Origin of the sequence: Arthrobacter luteolus NBRC 107841 (genome assembly GCF_001552075.1) — a bacterium.
Classification (GTDB): Bacteria; Actinomycetota; Actinomycetes; order Actinomycetales; family Micrococcaceae; genus Arthrobacter_B; species Arthrobacter_B luteolus.
Map to the genome: position 1 here is coordinate 344862 of NZ_BCQM01000001.1, position 23352 is coordinate 368213.

Here is a 23352-nt window from a genome sequence, read left to right on the forward strand (position 1 = left end):
CGGGGGGCTACTGGACGATTCTCATCTCATGCGAGGTCTGGTTGAGCCGCCGTCCGCCGTCGGGAACTACGGTCGCGATGTCCTCGATCCGCACTCCGAACCTGCCTGGCAGGTAGATTCCGGGCTCGATCGAAAAGCACATGCCGGGCTGGAGGATCTGGGTTTCGCCTTCGACCATGTAGGGCGGCTCGTGTGTCGTGAGCCCGATTCCGTGCCCTACGCGGTGAATGAAGTACTCGCCGTAGCCGGCGTCGGTGATCACTGCCCGGGACACCCGGTCGATCTCCTGGCACTCGACGCCTGGCTGCACGGCTTCGAACCCGGCCTGCTGAGCGTGCCGGACGACGTCGTGGACTTCGCGCTCCTCGGCTGTAGGTTCGCCGACGTGCACGGTCCGCGTGGTGTCGGATCCGTAGCCGTGCTTGAGGCCGCCGAAATCGAGCACCACCATGTCGCCGTCCTCGATGATCCGCGGACCGACCTCGTGGTGCGGGTTGGCGCCGTTCGGGCCGGACCCGACGACGGTGAAGTCCACCTGCGAATGACCGAACCGGCGCAGCAGGTCAGCGAGATCAGCACCGACGTCGGTCTCGCTGCGGCCGGCGAACCGCATGGTGACGATCTCCTCGTACGCCTGGTCTGCGGCTGCTCCGGCCGCGGCCAGCCGCTCGATCTCGCCGTCGTCCTTGATTGCCCGAAGCATCGGCAGGGCGGCCGTCATCGAGGTGTAGGAGGACTTGGGCAGACGGTCCTGCAGGCCGAGGAGGTGCATGGCCCAGGCCGAGTCGGAGATTGCGTATCTCCCCGTACCGGCCATCAGCGCTGCGGATTCCGCGTACGGGTCGCTCCCGTCGGTCCAGTCGGTGATCCGCAGGATCGAGGCGCCGGGCGCTGCTTCCGCATCCGGCCGCTCCAGCCTCGGAACGATCATGGCCGGTTCCCCGTCGACGGGGATCACGAGCATGGTGATGCGTTCGGTGATGGCCACGGGGGCATATCCGGTGAGGTACAGCAGGTCGGGTCCGGGGGTGACCAGGATGCCGTCAAGCCCCGCTTCCTGCGCTGCGTTGGCTGATCGCCGCAACCGCTCGGCGAAGTCATCGGTGGTGAACGGAGCCGGTTCGGAGGGGCTGCGGGGATCACTCATGACCGCATTCTGGTGCGCGGCTCATCGGTGGGCAACCCATCGCCGCCTCTGCCGCCCCTGGAGCTCTGGAAAGGCTCCGCGGGCTGCCCGGATGACTGGACTTCGGCGTTCTGCCTGTCAGGTGCCGATACCGGGATGCCTTAAAGCAGATAGCCGCCAGGAACCTGTGTTCCTGGCGGCTATCTGAAACGCCTCAAAGCAAAGAATCTAGACGTTGAAGCGGAACTCCACCACGTCGCCGTCGGCCATCACGTAGTCCTTGCCTTCGATCCGGACCTTGCCGCGGGCCTTGGCCTCAGCCATGGAGCCGGCCTCGGCGAGGTCGTCGAAGGAGACAACCTCGGCCTTGATGAAGCCGCGCTGGAAGTCGGTGTGGATGACGCCGGCAGCCTGCGGGGCGGTGTCGCCCTTACGGATGGTCCAGGCGCGGGTTTCCTTGGGGCCGGCGGTCAGGTAGGTCTGCAGGCCGAGGGTGTGGAAGCCAACACGGGCGAGCTTGTCCAGGCCGGATTCCTCCTGGCCGCTCATCTCCAGCATTTCGCGGGCTTCTTCCTCGTCCAGCTCCACCAGGTCGGCTTCGAGCTTGGCGTCGAGGAAGATGGCGTCCGCGGGGGCCACGAGGGCGCGGAGCTCCTCCTGGCGGGCCGGGTTGCCCAGCACGGCGTCGTCGACGTTGAACACGTAAATGAAGGGCTTGGCGGTGAGCAGGCTCAGCTCGCGCAGGTGCTCCATGTCCAGCTTGTCGCTCTCCACGGAGGCGAAGATCGTGTCGCCGCGCTCCAGCACAGCCTGTGCTGCCTGCATGGCAGCCAGCTGCGCGGCGTCGCGCTTCTTGATCTTCACTTCCTTCTCCACGCGCGGGATGGCCTTCTCCAGGGTCTGGAGGTCCGCGAGGATCAGTTCGGTGTTGATGGTCTCCATGTCGGAGCTCGGATCAACCTTGCCGTCCACGTGCACAACGTCGGGATCGTCAAAGACGCGGATGACCTGGGCGATGGCCTCGGCTTCGCGGATGTTGGCGAGGAACTGGTTGCCCAGGCCTTCGCCTTCCGAGGCGCCCTTCACGATGCCGGCGATGTCCACGAAGGACACGGTGGCCGGCAGGATGCGGGCCGAGCCGAAGATCTCGGCAAGCTTGGCCAGCCGCGGATCGGGCAGGGAGACGACGCCGACATTCGGTTCGATCGTCGCGAACGGATAGTTCGCTGCCAGCACGTTATTCCGGGTCAGCGCGTTGAAAAGGGTCGATTTGCCGACGTTGGGCAGGCCGACGATGCCAATAGTAAGAGCCACGTTAGCCAATGTTACCGGGACGGCCCGCCAGAGCCGAACCGGAGCCCTGCGGGCGGGCCCTCCCCGGAAACTGCACGTTTCAGCGCTGCTGCGTGCCGTTCCTGCTGTCTCGGGGAGGGGCGGCCTCGTTAGGAGTTGCTGCGGCGTCCGCCCAGGCCGCGTGAGGTGTCCCCCATGGCCTTGAGCGTGGCGCGGATTTCCTTGGGCAGGGAGAAGATGATGTCCTCCTGCGCGGTCACCACTTCTTCGACGTCGCCGTAGCCGTAGTCCGCCAGCAGGTGCAGGACGTCCTGGACCAGGTTTTCCGGCACGGAGGCGCCGGAAGTCACACCGACGGTGGCCACGCCTTCAAACCAGCTCTCGTCGATCTCGTTGGCGAAGTCCACGCGGTGGGAGGCCTTCGCCCCGTACTCCAGCGCAACCTCCACCAGCCGCACGGAGTTGGAGGAGTTCGCCGAACCAACCACCAGCACCAGATCGGCGTCGGGGGCGATCTTCTTGATGGCGGCCTGCCGGTTGGAGGTGGCATAGCAGATGTCGTCGCTGGGCGGATCCTGCAGGGTGGGGAACCGCTGGCGCAGCAGATTCACCGTGTGCATGGCTTCGTCCACGCTCAGGGTGGTCTGGGACAGCCAGATGACCTTCTCCGGATCACGGACCACCACTTTGTCCACGTCTTCGGGACCGTTCACAATCTGGGTGTGCTCGGGGGCCTCGCCGTAGGTGCCCTCAACTTCCTCGTGGCCCTCGTGGCCGATCAGCAGGATGTCAAAGTCATCCCGGGCAAAACGCACTGCCTCTTTGTGGACCTTGGTCACCAGCGGGCAGGTGGCATCGATGGTCTGCAGGTTCCGGTCCTTCGCGGACTGCACGACGGCGGGAGAGACGCCGTGTGCAGAGAAGATCAGCCGTGCGCCTTCCGGAACTTCGTCGGTTTCGTCGACGAAGATGGCGCCCTTTTCCTCCAGCGTGTGGACCACGTGCAGGTTGTGGACGATCTGTTTGCGGACGTAGATGGGCGGCCCGTAGGCCTCCAGCGCCTTTTCGACGGCGATGACCGCTCGGTCCACGCCGGCACAGTAGCCGCGCGGAGCGGCAAGAAGTACCCGGCGCTGGCCCTCAACGGGGGCAGCCGCGGCAACCTCTTCGGGGCTGCGGCGGCGGCGTGGCACGGTGGGCATCGGCACGGAAACGGCTGTGCTGGTCATACCACCATGCTAGCCGGTGCCGTCGACGGCCCGGCGCCGGGGGCTGCCCCTACGCTGTCAGCGCACCCTCCGCCGGGCGCCCGCTGCCAGCCGGAAGACCAGCCCCAGGACAAAAACGGCGGCCGCCCCGAGCATCAGCGGGACAAGCCAGGATTGGAAGTCCGCACTTGCTTCGGGGCCGAGGGCGCTGATGAACGTGGAAGCGACCGGGTTGGAGGGTGAGAACCGGTCCAGAACGGCGGGGGCAGCTCCGGCGAGCAGCCACAGGATCACTCCAACGCCCAGTGCGCCGGCGCCGGTGAGTGCCAGCGTGGTGGAGCGGCGGCGGGCGGCCAGCAGTCCAAGCAGAGCGGCCAGGACCGCAGCGGCTGCAAACATCGGCCACGCGTCCGCAAAACCGGTGAGGCGCTCCAGCTGCCCGCTCACATCGGTGTTGGAAAGGGCGACCGGCCGGGATGCTCCGTCCGGCGCGTCGGTTCCGATTTCCCCTGCGACGCCGGCGAGGACCAGGTTCAGCAGAGGCCCGATATCCAGGGTCGGGATGCCGGATTCAAACGTGGCCGAGTGTGACTGTTCCAGGGTTGCGGTCCAGGCCTGTGGATAGCCGGGATCCTGCTGGATTCCGGACACGGCCTGCTGGACAACGGGTTCGATGAACTGGGTGATGCCCTCCGGCAGGCCGTCCGCCGCGGCTGCGGCCGCCTGCTGCGCGATGGCATCGGAAAGCTGCGCCTGGAAGGCCTGGTTCTCCCCCAGCGGCTGGGCGAGGCTGGCGAAGCCTGCCGGGGACACCACATTCTGCGCCAGCCAGGCACCGCAGGCGGCCGTCCCTGCCAAGAGCACGGCTGCCAGAACCAGGATCGCTGAACCAAAGCTTCGCATCTGTCTCCACTCGTAATACGCAGGCCGCCGGTTCGCTGCCCTGCTGGAATTCTGCCAAACACCGGCGCCGCATCCACCATCCGGGATCGTTGGCCCGCCGTGTCCTAAGTACCTGATAGACATTAACCGTGGACCGGTACCTTCCCGGGCACCGGCCGGCAGCTAAACCTCCAGGAGTTCGAATGCAGGATGAAACAGGACCCCAGGGCCCTGACGAGGCAGACGCCGGGACCGCCCTGGCCCCGACGGCGGCACTGACTTCGCCGGAAAACCCCTGGCCGCTGGCGCTGCTTTCGAAGAACCTGAAGGCCTACATCGACCGGGCTCCCGCTGCCTGGGTCGAGGGCCAGATCATTGAGCTGAACCGCCGGGCCAGCGCGTCATACATTACGCTCCGCGACGTCGATGCTGAGATCTCCCTGTCCCTGACGGTATGGGGCACCGTGATGAACCGTTTGGAGCTGCCGCTCGAGCGGGGTGCACGTGTGGTGGCGCACATCAAACCTGACTTCTGGGTCAAGACCGGCCGCCTGTCCATGCAGACCCGGGACATCCGTCCGGTGGGCCTCGGCGACCTGCTGGCCCGGATCGAGCGGCTGCGCCAGGCCCTGACAGCCGAGGGCCTGTTCAGTGCGGCCCGCAAGCGCCGCCTGCCCCTGCTTCCCGGCCGGATCGGCCTGATTACCGGCCGCAACTCCGATGCCATGAAGGACGTGATGCGCAACGCCGCCCTGCGCTGGCCGGCAGTGGAGTTCGAGGTGCGGGAAGTCGCAGTGCAGGGTGTGAACGCGGTAGCCGAGGTGACCCGCGCGCTGGCTGCCCTGGATGCCATGCCGGAAGTCGACGTGATCGTCATCGCCCGCGGCGGCGGCTCGCTGGAGGATCTGCTGCCCTTCAGCAATGAGGACCTGGTCCGCGCGGTGGCGGCCGCCCAAACCCCGGTGGTCAGTGCCATCGGCCACGAGGCCGACCGCCCGCTGCTCGACGAGGTGGCGGACCTGCGGGCCTCGACCCCCACCGACGCGGCCAAGCGGATTGTGCCCGACGTCGGCGAGGAACTCGCGCGCATCGGCGCTGCACGCTCGCAGCTGCGCCGCATCATGGAGCTGACGCTGGGACGCGAAGCCGAGCGGATGCGGCACATCCGCAGCCGCCCGGTGCTTTCCGCGCCCGAAACCATGCTCGCTACCCGCGGCGATGACATCCGCCGGCTCCGGGACCGGGCCTTCTCCGCCATGCGCGCCGAAGTCCGGCGCGACGCCGACCGGATCACCTATCTGCGGGCGCAGGTCCTTTCCCTCTCACCGCAGAAAACCCTGGACCGCGGTTACGCCGTCGTGCAGCTTACAGACGGTTCCGTGGTCCGGGACGCGGCGGGGGTTGAACCCGGGGCCGCGCTGCGCATCCGTGTCGCGGCAGGTGAACTCGGCGCCACGGCGACCGGTCCCCGGCCGCCGGCCTGAACGTTCCAGTCCTTCCCACCCAGCATCAAAGCAACCAGGAGAACAGCATGAATGAAGCAGCAGCGCTGCCGGCAGACGTCGAAGCCATGAGCTACGAGCAGGCCCGCGACGAGCTGGTATCCGTAGTGACCCGGCTGGAGGCCGGCGGTGCCAGCCTCGAGGAATCCCTGGCCCTGTGGGAGCGCGGCGAAGCGCTGGCTACCCGGTGCGAATCCTGGCTCGAGGGTGCCCGTGCGCGCCTGGAAGCGGCACGGGCAGCCCGCGGCGAAGCGTCGGAGTGAACGCGGCTGGGTGAGGCTACGGCTTGTAGGTGCTGAGGAACTCAGCGAGCCGCGACACCGCGTCCTCGATGTCCTCCAGCGCGGGCAGCGTCACCATCCGGAAGTGGTCCGGCCGGATCCAGTTGAACGCTGTGCCGTGTGAGACCAGGATCTTCTGCTGCTTGAGCAGGTCCAGCGCGAACATCTCGTCCGATTCGATCGGATAAGCCTCGGGGTCCAGCTTCGGGAAGAGATACAGCGCGCCTTCGGCGTTTTCGCAGCTGACACCGGGGATGTCGTTGAGCATCTTGTGGGCCAGGTCCCGCTGGGCCTTGAGCCGGCCGCCGGGCAGGATCAAATCGTTGATGCTCTGGTAGCCGCCCAGCGCCGTCTGGATGGCGTGCTGCGCCGGAACGTTGGCGCAGAGGCGCATGTTGGCCAGCAGGTTGATGCCCTCGATGTAGTCGGCGGCGTCCCGCTTCGGACCGGAAATGGTCATCCAGCCGCTGCGGAAACCGGCGATGCGGTAGGCCTTGGACAAGCCGCTGAACGTCAGGCAGAGCACGTCCTCCCCGGTGATCGCAGCAGCGTTGATGTGCACCGCGCCGTCGTAGAGGATCTTTTCGTAGATCTCGTCGGCAAAGATGATGAGGTCGTGCCTGCGCGCGAGGTCGACGATCTGGCGCAGGATGTACTCGGGGTAGACGGCACCGGTGGGGTTGTTCGGGTTGATCAGCACGATCCCCTTGGTCCGGTTGGTGATCCGGGCCTCCATGTCCTCGACATCCGGCCACCAGTGGTTGTCCTCATCGCAGAGGTAATGCACGGCGGTGCCGCCGGCCAGTGACACGGATGCTGTCCACAGCGGGTAGTCCGGAGTGGGGACCAGGATTTCGTCCCCGTTGTTCAGCAGGGCCTGGAGGGACAGGGTGATCAGTTCGCTGACCCCGTTGCCCAGGTAGACGTCGTCCACGTCGATGTTCTGGATGCCGCGGCCCTGGTAGTACTGCACGACGGCGGTGCGGGCCGAGAAGATGCCCCGCGAATCGCTGTAGCCCTGTGCGTCAGGCAGATGGCGGATCATGTCCACCAGGATCGCCTCCGGCGCCTCGAAACCGAACGGCGCGGGGTTGCCGATGTTCAGCTTGAGGATCCGCTGGCCGGCGGCTTCCATTCGCTGCGCATGTTCAAGCAGCGGTCCACGAATGTCATAGAGGACGTTGTGGAGCTTGTGGGACTGGGTGAATTCTGGCATTTACTCAGAATGCCATATGGGCCACGGCACCCTGGCCGCGGCCTTCCCAAAATGACAGGCAGCGGCGCGCGTTTGACGAATCAAACGGGCCGCTGCCTGTCATTTCATGAGGACCTATGCCAGGCCCTTCTCCTTCAGCCACGCTTCCGCTGCGACCTTCGGATCCTGCTTCTGGTCCCCCGAGACGGCCTGGTTCAGGGCGATCAGGTCATCCGTGGTCAGGACGGCTGAGACGCTGTTCAGGACGTCCTGCGCTTCCTGGTTCACGGCGTCGAGGTTGACCAGGGGCAGAACCTGCTGGGCGATGAAGTTGTTCTTCGGGTCCTCCAGGACCACCAGGCTGTTCTCCTCGATCGACGGCGTGGTGGTGTAGATGTCCGCCGCCTGGACCTTGTCCGTCAGCAGCGCCTGCAGCGTTGCCTCACCGCCGCCGTCGTTAATCGCTTCGAACCCGGCCGGTTCGCAGCCATACTTCTCTGCCAGGCCCGGCAGGCCGTAGGCCCGTTCCTGGAAGGTGGTGGGCGCACCGATGGTAATCTCGCCGCAGACCTTGGCCAGGTCCTCCAGCGAGGTGAGGTCGAATTTCTCCGCAGTGGCCTGGGTGACCACCAGGGCGTCCTTGCTCTCGGCCGAGGCCGGTTCCAGGACAGCGATGTTGGCGTCCGGAGATTCTTCCTTGAGCGCGGCCGGCAGGGCATCCATGATCTCTTCCGCCGACTGAGCGGTGGCTTCCGTGTCGGCAAACAGCAGGAGGTTCCCGCTGTAGTCCGGGATGATCTGGACCGAGCCGTCTTCGAGGGCCTGGTAGTAGATCTCGCGGGAACCGATGCCGGGCTTGGTGCTGGCTTCGATGCCCTTGGCGTTCAGGGCCCCGGCATAGATTTCCGCGATGATCTGGGATTCGGGGAAGTCGGCTGATCCGACGACGAGGGTCGAGGTTTCCCCCGAGGCTGCCGGCGAGGTGCTGCTTTCCTCGCCCTGCGGGTCTGAATTCGCTCCGCAGGACGCCAGCAGCAGAGCGGCTGCCAGGCCTGCTGCTCCCGTCAGGACGGCCTTGGTGCGCGGACGGGTACGTGTGCTCATGATGATGCTCCTTCTTGGAGGACGGCGGGCTGGGCCTGCCGGCGGCTTGGGGCGGCCGGTTTCCGGATACTGCGGTTCCGCAGCCCCGGCGATAGTACAAGGCGCTGGACGGCCGCCAGCACCAAATCCACGGCGAGCGCCAGCAGCGCAATCAGCAGCGCACCGCCGAAGAGGCGTCCGTTGTCCCGCAGCTGGGTTCCTTCGATCAGGTACACGCCCAGTCCGCCAAGTGAAATGAACGCGACGACGGAGACGGTGGCCAGGACCTGCAGGACGGCTGCCCGGAAACCGCCGAAGGCGACCTTCAGGCCGTTGGGCAGCTCGACCCGGAAGAGGATCTGGAACTCGTTCATCCCCATCGCCCGTGCCGCGTCGACGATGGTGCGGTCCACGGAGGAAATCCCGGCGTAGACGCCGGCGAGCAGCGGAGGTATGGCCAGCAGCACCAGGGCCCAGATGGGCGGCATCAGTCCGATTCCGGCGAGCAGCACAAAGAGGAACACCAGGCCCAGGGTGGGCAGGGCCCGCAGGATGCCGGTGCCGGAGACAACGGCCACGCGCCCCCGTCCGGTGTGTCCGATGTACAGGCCCAGCGGAACGGCGATCAGCGCGGCGATGCCGACGGCGAGTGCCGTGTAGCCCAGGTGCTCCACGATCCGTACGGGGATCCCGCGGGGCCCTTCCCAGTTGGCGGGGTAGGTGAGCCACTCAAACATCTGAACCAGGACGTTATCGCTGGAGTAGTTCATGACGCACCCGCCGTCCTGGCTTCAAGGGTGGACAGCGGCAGCCGGGGAGCGCTCCGCTTGGCGGCCCGGGTCCACGGGGTGAGGAGCCGCTGGCTCAGGACCAGCACCAGGTCCAGCACCAGCGCAAGCAGCAGAATCAGCACAATGCCGACGACGATCTCGGTGGGGAAGTTCCGGTAGAGACCGTCCATAAAGAGCCGGCCGAGGCTGTCTATGCCCAGCAGGGCGCCGACGCTCACCAGGGACATGTTGGATACCGAAATCACCCGCAGCCCGGCGAACAGCACGGGCAGCGACAGGGGAAGGTCGACGGCGAGGAAGCGGCGCAGCGGCCGGTAGCCCATCGCCGCCGCGGCCTGGCGGACATCGTCATCCACCGAGTTCAGGGCGTCCACGGTGGACCTGACCAGCAGGGCGACGGCGTAAATGGTGAGCGCCACAATCACGTTGGTGATGTCCAGGACCTTGGTGCCCAGGATGACGGGCAGCAGGACGAACAGGGCCAGGGACGGAATGGTGTAGAGCACGGCGGACGTGCCGAGGATGAACCCTCCGAGCCCGCGGTGCAGCCGCGCGGCCTGGGCCAGCGGAATGGCGATCAGCACACCGAGCACCAGCGGGATCACGGCCTGGAATAGGTGCAGCGCGGTGAGGCGCCCGATCATTTCCGTGTTCTGCAGGAACCAGTCCATGTCAGACCGCCGAACCGTGCAGCGCCATGCCGCGGCGCAGCCGGGCCTTTTCGATCAGTTCAAGGATTTCCCCGGCCTGGACGATGCCTTCCGCCCGGCCGTCAGGATCAACGACGACGCCCATTCCCGACGGAGATGACAGCGCCGCGTCCAGTGCGCTGCGCAGGCTTTCCCCGCGCCGGTGCAGGGAACCGCCCGGCACGACGTCGGCCGGGGCGGTAACGGCCGCACGCCCGGAGGCGGGCACCCAGCCCAGGGGCCGGCCGCCGTCGTCGACCGCCAGCGCCCACCCGCCGCGGACCGGAACGGCCGGGTCCGCGAGCTGGGCCGGGTCCAGCGTCTGCACGGGATGAACGGTAATGGTGTCTCCGGGCTGGAAGCCCAGGTGGCGGAAACCGCGGTCCTTGCCCACAAAACCGGCAACGAAGTCGTCGACGGGGGCGCGGAGAATACCCTCCGGGGAGTCGTACTGCGCCAGCCGCCCGCCGACGGCGAAGACCGCGACCTTGTCTCCGAGGATGGTTGCTTCATCGATGTCGTGGGTGACGAACACGATGGTCTTGGCCAGGTCACGCTGCAGGCGCAGCAACTCCTGCTGCAGTTCAGCGCGGACCACGGGGTCCACGGCACTGAACGGCTCATCCATCAGCAGCACCGGCGGATCCGCGGCCAGTGCCCGGGCGACGCCGACCCGCTGCTGCTGGCCGCCGGACAGCTGGGCCGGATACCGCTTGCCCATCTCCGGGGCCAGGCCCACGACGTCGAGCAGCTCTGCGGCGCGGGCCCGGGCCTGCCGTTTGGAAACCCCGTTCAGCCGCGGAACCGTTGCAATGTTGTCGAGGACGGTCCGGTGCGGGAGCAGCCCGGAGGACTGCATCACGTACCCCATGGACCGGCGCAGGTCGGAGGAGGGGATGCTGGCCGCGTCCCGGCCGTCCACCAGGATGGTTCCGGACGTCGGCTCCACCATGCGGTTGATCATGCGCAGCGAGGTGGTTTTCCCGCAGCCGGAGGGCCCGACGAAGACGGTGATGGCGCCCTTGTCGATGTCGAGGGAGAGATTGTCCACGGCGGGCGAGTCAGCGTCCGGATAGGACTTGGTGACGCCGCTGAAACTGATCATGGGCTGTCCAGCACCCGGCTGGGGCGTAGGGGCATCCGGCAGGGACATGATGGCCTCCGTGGTTGGTTTCGGCTGGTGCACATACGGCGGGAAATCGGCAGTATGCTGACAAGCCGTGGAATTACGCTATGTGTAACCGCGCCCCTGAGTCCAGCGCTAGGGAGTGTTACGCCACGGGCGAAGCGGCGCCGTCCCTTGGCCGGGAGCGGTCCGGAGCAGCTCAAGGGCCGCGTCAACCAGTCCAACACGCTCCAGCCCGGCCACCTCGGCCAGCGGGAACCAGGCCGCTTCATCCGTGCTCCCGGCCTGTTCACTGACCAGTGTTCCACCGGTAATGCTGGCCCGGTAGATGACCCGGAGCGCGTGGAGCATGCGGCCTTCCCCGTGCATCCTTTTCGCCGGCGGAATGAAGTGGCTGTCCACCCCCAGCAGGCCGTCCAGTTCCACCGTGTACCCGGTTTCCTCCAGCACCTCACGCACAGCGGCGGTGGGTGCGTCTTCTCCGAATTCGAGTCCGCCGCCCGGAAGGGTCCACGCGGAGTTACCGTGTTGGTGCCAGTGCGCCAGCAGGATCGCCTCGTCCTGGATAACCACGGCGTACGCGCCGACCCGGACGTCGAACGGTTCTTTGGCTCCGCTCATGCGGCTTCACCGCCGAGCAGGTAGCGGACGCCGAAAACCGGGTCCTGGGTGAGGAAGCGGATATCCGCGAGTCCCCGGGCGGAAAGCCCTGCCTCGAGGAGGTCCTGCAGCAGCGGCTGGTGGACGCCGATGCCGCCGCCGATCACTACGGGACCCCGGATATTCAGCTGGGCGGCAACGTCGCCGACCAGTCCGGCGAGATCCCGCGCCGCGGTGGCGACGATGCTCCGGCTGGGAGCATGTCCTTCCTCCGCAGCCTCGAACACAACCCGCGCCATGGAAGCCCAGTAGCGCCGTCCGGTGTCAGCGTGGAAACGGGCGATGAGCAGCTCCGGAGACTCCACGCCGACGGCCAGCAGCAGTTCGGCTGCCAGGCGGTCGGGTTCCTGGCCAAGGTCGTGCAGGCGCAGGGTGTGGCGGACCGCCTCGCGGCCGATCCAGTAGGCGCTGCCTTCGTCGCCGAGGAGGTAGCCCCAGCCCCCGGAACGCGCCTGGGCACCGGAGGGGTCCATTCCCCAGGCGACGGAGCCGGTGCCCGCGATCAGGCCAATGCCGGCGGGAGCCTCGCCCGCGGCCAGGATGAGCCGGGTGTCATGCACTACGCTCACCTCGGCGTCCGGAACGTGTTCGTGGATCAGGGCACGCAGCGCTGCGGCGTCCTCTTCCGTGTCCACTCCCCCGGAGCCTGCGACCACCCGGGACACGTCCCGGGTTCCCAGGGCCGCAAAAATCTCGGCCAGGTGCTGCCGTGCCTGCTCGCGGGAAACGTTCTGCACGTTGGCGCTGCCGCTGACGGCTTCTGCCACGACCTCGCTGCCCTGCAGCCGGATGCCGTGTGTTTTTGTTCCGCCGATATCCAGGCCGACGGCGGTCTGTTCACCCCGTGGGCGGGGTTTGGAGCTCAGTTGCATGCCTTCAGCCTACGCAGCCTTACCGCCCGGTCCGGATAGGCGGCAGCCATTTCCGCCGCGGATCGGCGGATCGGCGGCGGATAGAGCCGCCTGTGGGCATCCGTCATACCCACAGAGCTTTTCCGCCGCCGCCGGTGACCGCTTGTGCCAGCAGCGTTTCCGCGGCCCGCAGACGCGCCAGGGCGTTCCCGGTGCGGCTCAGGCTCCCCGCCCGGGCTCCCGGCACCAGGCTCAGGGCAACTCCGGCCGCCCGCGCGTCCAAGGCAGCCGGTGAACTTCCGGCCGCGGAGGCAAAATCCTGGAATGCCGCATGGAACACCTGCAGCTCCCCTGGCAGCGCAGAGTCCGGGGAGAGTTCCGCCAGGACAGCCAGGTGGCCCAGGAAGCAGGCGAGATCATCAACGCGGTGACCGGGGCCCAGACCGTCGACGTCGAGCAGGCCGGTGATGCGTCCGCCGGCTGCCAGGAGGTTCCCCTCATAAAAGTCCCCGTGCACGGGGACGGTGGGTCCGGGCTCCAGGCCGCGGACGTACTTCTCGATTGTCTGTGCCATGCCCCTGATCCGGCCGGCTTCCTGCGGCAGGATGACGGCCGCTGCGTGGCCGTAGGCGCGGGCCCGCTCCGCCCAGGCAGGGCGTGGATCCAGGGCCAGGGCGTCGTCCGGGAGCAGGTCCAGGAGCCGGGTCAGGTCTTCCGGGACCAGGCCGTGTGTTCCGGTCCGCAGCCCGGGCAGCAGGGGCTCCCCGGTCAGGGCGGAGAGCACCACGGCGCTGTCCGCCCGGGAATCGGCGGGCTGGCGGGTGCCGGTCACTGCGGCCGCGGGAATCCCTGTCCCGGCCAGCAGCCGGTGCCGGCGGCGCAGTTCCTCCGCGTGGCCCGGAAGCAGGATTTTCAGGTAGGCAGTGTTCTCCCCGGATACGGCCCGCACCACGGCCCGGCGCAGCGGCCGGTATGCGGAGAGGCTCAGGACTGTCTGGGCCTCAGCGTCTGGTTGGCCAAAAACATCCCGGGCAACGTCACCGGGTGACAGTGCCCAGGGCAGCGCGGGAAGCAGCGGATCATGAGGGTGCAGCCACACGCTTAGCCGGATCCCGGCCACAGAGGTCTGCAGGGTGCCCTGGTCCGTGCTGCCGAGGTCAGCTGTGGTGGCGCCTGCATAGAGCCTCACGATGCGGCCCGCCCGGTCGAGTGCCTGTACCCCGTACAGGCAGCTGACGCCGGCTCCGGGCCGGTGGAAGGTCCGCTCGTGCGTCCAGGAGTCCAGGATGAGGTGCCGCGGCGTCAGCAGCTGCGCCAGCGGCACAGCCATTTTCGTGCCCTCCAGCAGGGAACGGTGTGCGGCACCGGCGGAGAGTCCCGGACGGGAGCGTTCGCCGCCGCCGCGTCCGCGCCGCGGGTACGGCGGCATTCGGCCCGGTTAGGCCCGGCGCCGCTGCAGGACGTCGTCCAGGTTCAAAATACCGGTGGCCGGCCGGGGATCGATGGGGGTGCTGCCGGCAGCCGGTGCTGCGACCGGACGGATCGGCGTTTTCAACACGGGCTTGGGCGCTGCGGGAGCGGCCAGGGGCTTCGGTGCCGGACGCGGTGCCATGGGCGCATCCACATAGGTCGGTTTGGGAACGTCAACGGGCTCCCAGGACGATGCTTCGGCACTCTTGGCCGCTTCGGCCAGGGCCGCTGCGCGGAGTTCTCCTGCGGTCAGGCGCGGCAGCGGCTTCGGAGCCGGGGCGGACGGCCGGACGGGCGGCGCGGCTGCAGCAGCCGCGGCTCCGGACTCCGCGGCAACCGGAGGGGAAGCATCGAAAACGACGTCGGCCCGCGGGTTGGACCGGATGGGCGCAGCCGCAGCAGGCTGCGCTGCACGGTCTGCCAGTGCCGCTGCACGGCGCGCCCGGCGTACCCGGCGGTCGCGGACGGCAAGATTACGTAGTGCCGCGAAAACAGTGATCGTGCCGAGGGCAGCTGCTGCTGGCAGCCAACCAGACACCATCCCCAGGAGCGCTGCCGCCCCGCCTGCAAGGATTCCGGCAAGGAAGAGCAGCCCCAGTCCGGCCAGCACCAGGCGGTCGTACCGGATGCGCAGCGGCGCAGCGGCTGCGGCGGACCGGGCAGGCGTATCACCAGAACCGCGGTCTGCCCCCGGCTGGGGGCGCCCCGGCCCGTGCGGCGGCTGGACGCCGGTGCTGGTGTTGTACATGATGTTCCCCTGAGAACTTGGGTCCGGTTCGTTGGCGGCGCTGCTGACTGCACCGGAGGCCGTTCCTGTTCGCCCGGATGCGGACGCTGCAGGTGTCTGCCTTCCATGCAGGTACTGCGGGGCAACCCACAGCAGCCAAAGCCCGACGGCTGCCGCCAGGACCAGGGAGCTGTTAAGAGGGATGTCCACAACTATGACGGTATGAGAAAAGAAACCTAGCGCTCGGCATTGCCGGCGGTGTGTCGGCGGACTTCCACCGAATTCTCAGTTCCACCGGTAAAAGCCGAGGTCAGCGCGTAGAGAGCCACCGGGACAGCAACCCGTCCGGGACTTCCTCCGCCGTGAGTGCGAAGCTGAGATGATCGGCCCAGTTTCCGGCGATATGCAGGTACCGCCGGCGCAGGCCTTCTTCCCGGAAACCCAGCTTTTGCACGACGCGCAGGCTGGGCCGGTTCTCCGGCCGGATGTTGATTTCCATCCGGTGCAGGCCCAGGGCCCGAAAGCAGTGGTCGGTGGCTATGGCCACCGCCGTTGGGGCGATTCCGCGGCCGGCCCGGGCTTCATCCACCCAATAGCCCAGGGTCGCCATCCGCGCCGAGCCCCACACAATGCTGGAAACGGTCAGCTGGCCAATGATCGCCGGGGCCTGGCCCGCACCGCCCAGCCGCTCCGTGATGACAAACGGAAGCGCTGTGTCCTGCCTGGCCTGCTGGTTCAGGCTGCGGACCATCCCGGCATAGCTCGGCAGCTCGGTGCCGGGCAGCGGATTGGTCGCTTCCCACGGACCGATCCAGGAACTGTTCCGGGACCGGACCGCGCTCCACTCCCCGCGGTCACGGTAGCGGATGGGGCGGAGGATGAGGTCGCCGCATTCGAGCGTCACCGGCCAGATTGCCGACCCCAGCACGGAGCTAGTTTTCGATGGAGCCGTTGAATTCCTTCAGCCAGGCACGCAGGTCCGGGCCGAGGTCTTCGCGTTCGGAAGCCAGGGTCACAACGGCCTTCAGGTAGCTGAGCTTGTCTCCGGTGTCGTAGCGGCGGCCGCGGAAGACGACGCCGTAGACTCCGGCGCCTTCACCCTCAGCGGAAGCGAGTGTCTGCAGGGCATCGGTGAGCTGGATTTCTCCGCCCCGGCCCGGACCGGTCTCTTCCAGGACGCCGAAGACTGCGGGGTGCAGGACGTACCGGCCGATGACGGCGAGATTGGACGGGGCCTCATCAACGTCCGGCTTTTCCACCAGCTTGTTGACGCGGACGAAGTCCTCGCCTTCGATCACCGAGATATCGGCGCATCCATAGGAGCTGATCTGGTCGGGCTCCACCTCGATCAGGGCGATGACCGAGCCGCCGGTCTTTGCCTGCACCTCAACCATGGTTTCGAGCAGCGGATCACGGGCATCGATGAGGTCGTCGCCGAGGAGCACGGCAAACGGCTCGTCGCCGATGTGCAGCTTCGCACGGAGGACGGCGTGTCCCAGGCCCTTGGGGTCGCCCTGGCGAAGGTAATGGATTTCACCCAGTTCGGACGACTCCCGCACCAGTGCGAGCTTCTTTTCGTCGCCCTTTTCCTTCAGCGTTGCCTCGATGAAGGGGACCCGGTCAAAGTGGTCTTCGAGGGAGCGCTTGTTGCGTCCGGTAACCATCAGGATGTCTGGCATCCCGGCGTTCACGGCCTCTTCCACGACGTACTGGATAGCCGGCTTGTCGACGACTGGGAGCATTTCCTTCGGCATGGCCTTAGTGGCAGGAAGGAAGCGTGTGCCCAAACCGGCGGCAGGAATAACGGCTTTGGTAATCTTCGGTCGTGAGGTCATGACGGTAAGAATACCTATGGGAGCATGCGGCGCGCCAAATGCACCGCCGCTGTGGGCACAATAGGTGCATGCCAGCCGACAGCAAAGACAGCATCCGTTCCCGTTTCCGCAGTCAGCGGCGCGGGCTGGGCAGTGCCGCCGCAACCGCCGGGCAACTGGCAGCGGCCGCCGCTCCCCTGCTGCGGACACTTCCGGCCCGCTCTTTGGTGGCCTGCTACCTCTCCATGGGCAGTGAGCCTGATACCTCCCGGCTCCTGGCGGATCTGAACGCCGCCGGTCACACAGTGCTGGTACCGGTCTGTGAACCCGGGCGGCAGCTCTCCTGGCGGCACTGGACCCCCGGCGTGGAGCTGGCTGCCGGCCTGTTCCCGGGCATCCCCGAACCGGTGGGTCCCCGGCTGGATCTGGCGGAGGTGAAGGGACTCGACCTGCTTTTCATCCCCGCCCTCGCCGCCGACGCCGCCGGCACCCGCATGGGCAAAGGCGGCGGCTATTACGACCGGTTCCTGGCCAGGTTCCGGGCGGCGGGCGGTACGGGGCGCACTGTCGCCATCGTGTACGACCATGAGTTCCTGCCCGCCGGAGAGGTTCCCGCCGAGCCGCTCGACGCACCCGTGGACGGGATCCTGACGCCATCCGGTTTCACGCCCGTGCCGCCGTCCGGGGTGTATACTTAGCACTCAAGGTCCCAGAGTGCCAACCCCAGAGCCCACGGCGTCCCAGCCGGGATGCGCTGGCGCGGAAAGCACCGCTGCGGCCTTCTTTTCGGTCTTCAGGAGGAGTAAGAGTGCCCACGTATGCCTATGCCTGCAAGGATTGCGGCCACGCGTTCGATATCCAGCAGTCCTTCACTGATGACAGCCTCACCGTCTGCCCGGAGTGCGGCGGAAACCTGCGCAAGAAGTTCAACAGCGTAGGCGTGGTTTTCAAGGGATCCGGGTTCTACCGCACCGATTCCAGGGACGCGGCTTCCACCGTCCCGGCCACGCCGGCGAAGGACAGCCCGGCCAAGGCAGGAGCGCCGGAGAAGTCATCTGCTGCGCCGGCTCCGGCGGCCGCTGCGTCGTCCTCAGCTCCCGCCGCAGGCTAAAAGCCAAGCCACCGCTGCCACAGCAGCGGCCCCTAAACACAACGTACGGCGCCCACCGGTCCTCCACAGGACGGTGGGCGCCGTTCGTTGTCCCCAGGCCCGGTATCCCGCCGGGGAACGTGGCCCGGCGCGTTCTAGGCTGGCCTCATGTTCGGCAGCCTCGTCAACTCAACCTCCCGCCGTGCCCGGGGCGGTCCCCCGCGCCGTCAGCGGATTTCCCCTGGTGTGCGGGCTGGTCCGTCCCGGCCGTACGGCGGACCTGGACCTGCCCTCCGCCGCCCGGGGCGGGAGCGGCCAGGGGCCACCTCGCTTCGGGACCGGTTCCGCAGGTTTACGGTGCGCCACAGGCGGCTGCTGGCAGGGGTTCTCGCGGCCCTGGCCTGCGGCGTTGCTGTGGAGGCGTATCTCCCTCCGGACGCACGGACGGTCTCCGTAGTGACCGCCGGTGCCGACCTCCCGGCCGGGCGTGTCCTGGGGCCCGGTGACCTGCGGGTGGCTTCGCTTCCGGCCGACGCCGATCCTCCCGGGTCTTTCGCCGCGGCGGCAGCGGTCACCGGAAAACGGCTGGCCGTTCCCCTGCGCGCCGGGAGCGTCCTGACTGATTCGTTCCTGGTGGGGCCCGGGCTGCTCGCGGGGTCGCCGCCCGGTACGTCCGCCGTGCCGCTGCGGGCCGCGGACCCGGCCGTGGCAGGCCTGCTTTCTCCCGGTGTCCTGGTCGATGTGATGCTCGCACCCGGTGACAACTTCGACGGTGCCGCGGCTGCGTCGCTGCTGGCCGCCGGCGTTCCGGTCCTGTGGATTGGAGGCGATGCGCCGGAGAGCGGAGGAAGCTGGCCGGGGTCCGCGGAAGCGGATGCCGGGCTGGTCGTCGTCGCTGCCCGCGGGCAGGAAGCCGCAGCCTTGGCCGGGGCCTCCGAGCGCGGAAACCTCTATCTGGTCCTCAGCGGTGGCTAGCTGCAGCCGGGACGGGAGCGCGGCGTGACGGAGGCAGGCTTCTGGTTCAGCCCCAGTGCGGCGGGCGCTGCTCGCGCAGCCACTGAGCACTGTCATCCGGCTGGTCACCCCAGGCGCGGGGATCATCTTCACGGGCCAGCCGTGGAAGGCATGCCCCCGCGGACTGACCGGTGTTGCCTGCGCCCGCGGACTGACCGGTGTTGCCGGGTGCCTCGGCCTGACGGCCTGCCTGACGGCCTGCCTGGCGGTCTGCCTGGCGGCCTGCCTGGCGGCCTGACTGGGCAGGGCGGGCGCCGACGCCGGGCCCTCCCGGGGGTTTACCGGTACTCCGGGGGCCGGCCGGGGCCGACTGGATCAGTTCCGCAGCGCGCCGCAGGGTTGCCGGCGCCGCCGTGCTGCGGCGGGACCGGCGCTTCCCCGGGGCAGCTACCGCGCCGGCGACCTCGTCCCGGGCCTCGGGCAGGGCCTCGGACCGGGCTTCAGGCCGGGCTTTCGCCGAGTCTTCCGGCTGCTGGTTCCGGGCTGATTCCTGCGGGCTGCCAGACCTCTCCGGGTCTGTCCCCGGATCAGCGGCGCCGGCCGGATCAGTTTGCTGGTGTCTTTCCTTCATTGCCTCTATCACTTCCACCGGCCACAGCTGCGGCAGCTTTCGCGGCAGCGCTGATGGCTGGGTTTGATTCCCCGCCCGGAGCGGTTTCCCGGCCGGAGCTGGTTTCCTCAGCGGAACGCTGGCGGATACGGGTGCTCCCGTGCGGGGTGACAATGCTCCGGCTCCCGGCGGCGCTGGCGGCGCGGACCGGTTCCGGCTGGGTTTCCGGCGGCCGCAGGCCAAGGTACCGGCCCACCAGGTCGGCGCAGGCTGAGGGATCGGTGAATACCTCAATGGTCCACAGCGGCATGTAACGCCAGCCCAGGCGCTCCAGCAGCTGCGGACGAAGGCGGCTGCGTTCCCGGACGCTCATGCTCCGGTACCGTGCCGTGCCGTCGGACTCGATCGCCATCGGGACCGCAGTATCCGACTCGCCCTGCCGCTCCACTGTCGCAACGATGTCGATCACACCGTCGTAGTGGTCCCAGACGCGTGCACCGCGGGAGCGGAGCCGGCCGACGAGGTCCGCGACCAGCGGGTCATCGGACATGATCGAGCCGCCGGTGGGAAGTGTCTCCGCCGGGGCTGCCGGCTTTCCGGAGAGCTCACGCACAATCAGCCGGTAGAAATCGAGGGCTCCGTGGCCCAGGCGTGATTCATCCAGGTCTGCGGGCTGGAAACAGGTCAGGACATGCAGCCTCTGCCGGGCCCGGGTCATCGCATTCACAAACCGGCCGCGGCCTTCCGGTTCGGAAAGCAGCCCGAAGTTGTGCAGGGCACGGCCATGGGGCGTCCGGCCGAAGCCGAGGGAGAAGATCACGGCGTCCCGGACCAGACCCGATGCCCGGTCGGCAGGAACCACGCGGAAGGACTCGGCCCCGGGGGCGAAGAAGTCAGCAGCCCAGGGGAAGTTCGCCATCTGGACCCGGATCGCCTCGGCGACCCGGACGGCGTGCCTGGAACTGGCAGTAATCACGGCCAGGGACTGGCTGGGCCGCCGCCTGACGTGCTCGAAAACCAGGTCCACCACACGGTTGACCTCGGCGGCAACGCTTTCAACGCCTTCGTGGTCGGCGCTGGGCATGCCCGTTCCGTCGGCGAGGTACTCCACGGTCAGCGGGCGTTCGCCGGTGGTCACTTCGTCGCCGCGGGGTACCCACGCGAGCCGCCCGCCGTAGAACTCGTCGCTCAGCTGCTTCAGCAGGTGCTTGTCGGTCCCCCGGTACACGGTGGACAGGGAGCGGCTGGGCAGGATCCGCTGGAGGGCGTCGAAGACGCTGGGCAGGTCCTCACCGGCCGGCTGTGCCTGCACATCGATGGTAAAGGGACGCGGGCCGCCCAGGCAGCCGTCGCCGAAGGCGATGACCTGGCTGGCCCGTGCGATGGCGGGTACGGCAGCCTGCAGGCTGACGGATTCCGCGTCGAGGATGAGCAGAGCGTCAAACCGCCGGCTGCCGGGCAGCAGCATGGGCAGCAGCAGCGGACTGGCAGCCCAGATGGGAAGCAGGGAGGTGACGAGGTCTTCGGACTGGGTGCCCAGCGATTCAACACTCAGCGGACCTGACTTGATGGTTTCCTTGAGCCGTCCGGCGGCGTGCGCCTTGGATTTAATCCCGTCGTGCCAGCGCCGGGAGAGTGCCCAGCGCAGCCGTGAGGAGCCTGAGGCGATGTGCGCGTTATCGGCCAGCCGGTATTCCGCTTCCAGCCGGCGCAGGCTGTCGCCGTCGGACATGGCGAGGTAGTCGTCCCCGCTGATCATGGCTTCGAGGGCGGACTGCCACCAGGCCAGCTCCAGCTCGTAGCCCACCTGCCGCGGTGTGACTTCCCTGGCTTCGAGGTCGTCCAGCAGTTCGCCGAGGCCCTGGTCCCGCATCTCGTCCACGAGCAGGGTCCGCTCGGGCAGGGTTTCCAGGGTTTCCTTATCCCCGGCCAGGGCATGGAGCCTTTTTTCCAGCTCATCCAGCGACTGCGCCGAGAGTTCCGGTTTGTCCGGTGTCTGGGCCAGGATTCCGGTCAGCGTTTCCAGCTGTTCCTTCACGGCCAGGAACGTGCCGTTCAGGTCCGCGAGTCCGGTCGGCACGGAGGGGTGGCGCTGGGTGGTGGCATACCGCGACCAGGTCACCCGCTGCTGCTGGACCAGGACGAGGGAGGTATGCAGGTCCGAAATATGGACCCCGGGACGGATGTACTCCTTGGCGACCCGGCGCAGCCGGGAGCGGGTCATGGAACTCATGTCCACGCCATGCTCCCTGCGCCAGGAGGAGGACGCGGTCGCGGAAATGAGGTCGGTCACCGGACGGTCGAAAATGTCCGGGGTGAACTTGTCCAGGCTCTCGCGCACGGCGACCAGCAGTTCCAGCTGCTCGCCCCACTGCGCAAAGGTCTCACCCAGGCTGATCTGGGAATGTTCCGCGACTTCCTGGACCCGTTCGCGCAGGCGGGGCAGCGCCTCGGCCAGTTCCTCGGAAAGCTTGTGCGCTGCTTCGGTTTCCTTGCGGTTGAGCAGCTTGGCGCCGAACCACGGGCTGGAAACGGCGGCGCGGGAAAAGCTGCCCAGCTCGGCGGCGCGGCGGAGGCGCCCGGTCAGCTCGGTGCGGTCGGTGATGCTGTCCAGCACGCTGCGCTTGAGCCGGACGGTCGTGGCCGGGGCCGGGTTCATGGAGGTCAGCTCGGCCAATGACTGCATCGCCTGGTAGGGCGAGCAGCCCCAGCGCTGGCGGACGTTATGCAGGGACTTCACATGGTCCCTGAGCTGGTGCCGGCTTTCGGCCAGTACCTTGTGAAGGTTGCCCAGGTTGGGTTCCACGGCTTTTTCGTTGCGGACAATTGCCCTGACCAGCCGGTCGCGCAGCTGCTCCTCGTTCAGGCCGGTATTGGCCTGCAGGACCAGGGATCCCAGGTTCAGTGCATCCAGTCCGGAGACGAATTCGTTCAGCGTGCTGCGGCGTTCGGCGACCACCAGCACGGACTTCCCGGCGTTCACCAGCGCTGCGGCCGCGTTGATCACGGTCTGTGTCTGCCCGGTGCCGGGCGGCGCGGAAACCACCAGGGATTCTCCTGCACCGATCAGGTCCAGGACGTCCTGCTGCTCGCGGTCGGCGTCAAGCACCAGCAGTTCATCGGCCGGGGAGCGTTCGTCGAGCGGGGGAAGCCCTGGGTCGCCGGGTTCGGAGGGCTGCGCCTGCCCGTTGAGAGCGGATTCCATCAGGGCGCGGAGAACAGGGTGGCTGGGGTCCAGCGCCGTATCCTCGGCAAGGTCAGGGAGGTCAGCGAAGGTCGAAACGAGGATCCGGTGTTCGATGTTCATTCCGCGCACACCCTCGGCGAGGGCACGCAGCCGGTCCAGGACCGGGTGCGGATCGAACCGGGCGGTGCCGTAGGCAAGCCGGGCCAGCACGTCGGCGTCGACGTCCAGGCCCTGCTGGACCTGCAGGTGCCGGACCAGGGCCGGGTTCAGCTCGGCCTTGCCGGTGAGCTGGAGTTCGTAGTCGTCCTGGGAGGGGTGAACCGTGAGCGACACCGGTGTCAGCAGCACCGGTGCGGTCAGGGATTCCGGCCGCACTGCGTCATCGGATGCATAGCGCCAGGAGGCAGTGCCCGCTGCGAGGTATCCGACGTCGAGCCCCCGGTCGGAGCCCAGTTCGTAGATTTTCGCCCGGAGCGCCCGGGCAGCCCGCATCGCCGTCCGGTAATGGTCGGCGTCGCGCAGCAGGGTGGAGAGCCGGGTGCGCCGCCCGGCGAGCAGCTGGGCCAGGCCGGAGGGGTGCGCGTGGGTCAGGTCGATGCTGTTTTCCGCCGAGACCGTGTAGTGCAGCAGCGTGTCCGACCCCGCATGCTGGCCGAGCCCGGCCAGCCACGGCAGCAGGAAGTCCGAGGCCTTTTCCCCGGGATTCTGCTCAGACACTGGTGTCCTCTTTCCTGCACTTCCGCGCGACGATCTTGACCAAACTGGCATACCTTCCAAGCTATCTCCTCTGACCTCGATAGCTCCGGATAGCAA

22 protein-coding genes are annotated in these 23352 nt (G+C 67.8%); 5 read left to right on the forward strand and 17 right to left on the reverse strand.

Annotated elements, in window-relative coordinates; all coding sequences use genetic code 11:
- Positions 1-7: 7 nt before the first annotated feature.
- The 4 genes from AL3_RS01550 to AL3_RS01565 all read right to left on the reverse strand — a co-directional run bounded on the left by AL3_RS01550 (position 8) and on the right by AL3_RS01565 (position 4530).
- Positions 8-1147 (reverse strand): M24 family metallopeptidase, encoded by a 1140-nt coding sequence (locus AL3_RS01550; protein WP_066295775.1) that lies wholly within the window; start codon positions 1145-1147, stop codon positions 8-10.
- Positions 1148-1354: 207 nt separating this feature from the next.
- Positions 1355-2440 (reverse strand): redox-regulated ATPase YchF, encoded by a 1086-nt coding sequence (gene ychF / locus AL3_RS01555; protein WP_066295777.1) that lies wholly within the window; start codon positions 2438-2440, stop codon positions 1355-1357.
- A 128-nt stretch (positions 2441-2568) separates the two neighbouring features.
- Positions 2569-3648 (reverse strand): 4-hydroxy-3-methylbut-2-enyl diphosphate reductase, encoded by a 1080-nt coding sequence (locus AL3_RS01560; protein ID WP_066295779.1) that lies wholly within the window; start codon positions 3646-3648, stop codon positions 2569-2571.
- A 57-nt stretch (positions 3649-3705) separates the two neighbouring features.
- Positions 3706-4530 carry a hypothetical protein gene (locus AL3_RS01565; protein ID WP_066295780.1) on the reverse strand — a complete coding sequence of 275 codons (825 nt, stop codon included), beginning with the start codon at positions 4528-4530 and terminating at the stop codon, positions 3706-3708.
- Between the two features lie 182 nt (positions 4531-4712).
- Here AL3_RS01565 and xseA point away from each other — a divergent pair, with 182 nt between their 5' ends.
- Together xseA and AL3_RS01575 are read left to right on the forward strand one after the other, a co-directional pair.
- Positions 4713-5993: an exodeoxyribonuclease VII large subunit gene (xseA, locus tag AL3_RS01570; protein WP_066295782.1), complete on the forward strand. Its 1281-nt coding sequence runs from the start codon at positions 4713-4715 to the stop codon at positions 5991-5993.
- A gap of 47 nt (positions 5994-6040) precedes the next feature.
- Positions 6041-6274: an exodeoxyribonuclease VII small subunit gene (locus tag AL3_RS01575; RefSeq protein WP_066295784.1), complete on the forward strand. Its 234-nt coding sequence runs from the start codon at positions 6041-6043 to the stop codon at positions 6272-6274.
- Positions 6275-6290: 16 nt separating this feature from the next.
- Here the strand turns inward: AL3_RS01575 and AL3_RS01580 are convergent, their stop codons facing one another.
- From AL3_RS01580 to galU, 11 genes are all read right to left on the reverse strand, one after another.
- Complete coding sequence (locus tag AL3_RS01580; RefSeq protein ID WP_066295785.1) at positions 6291-7508, reverse strand: pyridoxal phosphate-dependent aminotransferase; 1218 nt, start codon at positions 7506-7508, stop codon at positions 6291-6293.
- Positions 7509-7622: 114 nt separating this feature from the next.
- A complete protein-coding gene (locus AL3_RS01585) occupies positions 7623-8591 on the reverse strand; it encodes an ABC transporter substrate-binding protein (RefSeq protein WP_066295786.1) in 969 nt (322 codons plus the stop codon).
- The gene (locus AL3_RS01590; protein ID WP_174522104.1) at positions 8588-9340 is read right to left on the reverse strand and encodes an ABC transporter permease; all 753 of its coding nucleotides are present in this window, start codon (positions 9338-9340) and stop codon (positions 8588-8590) included. Before AL3_RS01590 ends, AL3_RS01585 begins: the two co-directional genes overlap by 4 nt.
- Complete coding sequence (locus AL3_RS01595; protein ID WP_066295787.1) at positions 9337-10032, reverse strand: ABC transporter permease; 696 nt, start codon at positions 10030-10032, stop codon at positions 9337-9339. Before AL3_RS01595 ends, AL3_RS01590 begins: the two co-directional genes overlap by 4 nt.
- Position 10033: 1 nt before the next feature.
- Positions 10034-11155, reverse strand: a complete 1122-nt coding sequence (locus AL3_RS01600; protein WP_066295788.1) for an ABC transporter ATP-binding protein — start codon at positions 11153-11155, stop codon at positions 10034-10036.
- 156 nt (positions 11156-11311) lie between these two features.
- Positions 11312-11797 (reverse strand): NUDIX domain-containing protein, encoded by a 486-nt coding sequence (locus AL3_RS01605; RefSeq protein WP_066295789.1) that lies wholly within the window; start codon positions 11795-11797, stop codon positions 11312-11314.
- Complete coding sequence (locus AL3_RS01610) at positions 11794-12708, reverse strand: N-acetylglucosamine kinase (protein WP_066295791.1); 915 nt, start codon at positions 12706-12708, stop codon at positions 11794-11796. Before AL3_RS01610 ends, AL3_RS01605 begins: the two co-directional genes overlap by 4 nt.
- Positions 12709-12811: 103 nt before the next feature.
- The gene (locus tag AL3_RS01615; RefSeq protein WP_066295793.1) at positions 12812-14116 is read right to left on the reverse strand and encodes a phosphotransferase family protein; all 1305 of its coding nucleotides are present in this window, start codon (positions 14114-14116) and stop codon (positions 12812-12814) included.
- A 9-nt stretch (positions 14117-14125) separates the two neighbouring features.
- Positions 14126-14905, reverse strand: coding sequence for a hypothetical protein (locus tag AL3_RS01620; protein ID WP_083521414.1), 780 nt, complete (start codon positions 14903-14905; stop codon positions 14126-14128).
- Positions 14906-15194: 289 nt separating this feature from the next.
- Positions 15195-15812 (reverse strand): GNAT family N-acetyltransferase, encoded by a 618-nt coding sequence (locus AL3_RS01625; RefSeq protein WP_066295796.1) that lies wholly within the window; start codon positions 15810-15812, stop codon positions 15195-15197.
- A 4-nt stretch (positions 15813-15816) separates the two neighbouring features.
- On the reverse strand, positions 15817-16719 hold the full coding sequence (gene galU / locus AL3_RS01630) for a UTP--glucose-1-phosphate uridylyltransferase GalU (RefSeq protein WP_066295798.1): 903 nt from the start codon (positions 16717-16719) through the stop codon (positions 15817-15819).
- Between the two features lie 68 nt (positions 16720-16787).
- Between galU and AL3_RS01635 the strand changes: the two genes are divergently transcribed.
- The 3 genes from AL3_RS01635 (at position 16788) to cpaB (ending at position 18763) form a co-directional block, all read left to right on the forward strand.
- Positions 16788-17396, forward strand: coding sequence for a 5-formyltetrahydrofolate cyclo-ligase (locus AL3_RS01635; RefSeq protein WP_066295799.1), 609 nt, complete (start codon positions 16788-16790; stop codon positions 17394-17396).
- A gap of 110 nt (positions 17397-17506) precedes the next feature.
- Positions 17507-17809 carry an FmdB family zinc ribbon protein gene (locus AL3_RS01640; RefSeq protein ID WP_066295801.1) on the forward strand — a complete coding sequence of 101 codons (303 nt, stop codon included), beginning with the start codon at positions 17507-17509 and terminating at the stop codon, positions 17807-17809.
- 336 nt (positions 17810-18145) lie between these two features.
- Positions 18146-18763: a Flp pilus assembly protein CpaB gene (gene cpaB / locus AL3_RS01645; protein WP_066295803.1), complete on the forward strand. Its 618-nt coding sequence runs from the start codon at positions 18146-18148 to the stop codon at positions 18761-18763.
- A 46-nt stretch (positions 18764-18809) separates the two neighbouring features.
- On the opposite strand, the gene AL3_RS01650 is transcribed toward cpaB, so the two are convergent.
- Complete coding sequence (locus AL3_RS01650; RefSeq protein WP_066295805.1) at positions 18810-19373, reverse strand: hypothetical protein; 564 nt, start codon at positions 19371-19373, stop codon at positions 18810-18812.
- A complete protein-coding gene (locus tag AL3_RS01655) occupies positions 19348-23307 on the reverse strand; it encodes a DUF4011 domain-containing protein (protein WP_246168418.1) in 3960 nt (1319 codons plus the stop codon). Before AL3_RS01655 ends, AL3_RS01650 begins: the two co-directional genes overlap by 26 nt.
- Positions 23308-23352 lie beyond the last annotated feature (45 nt).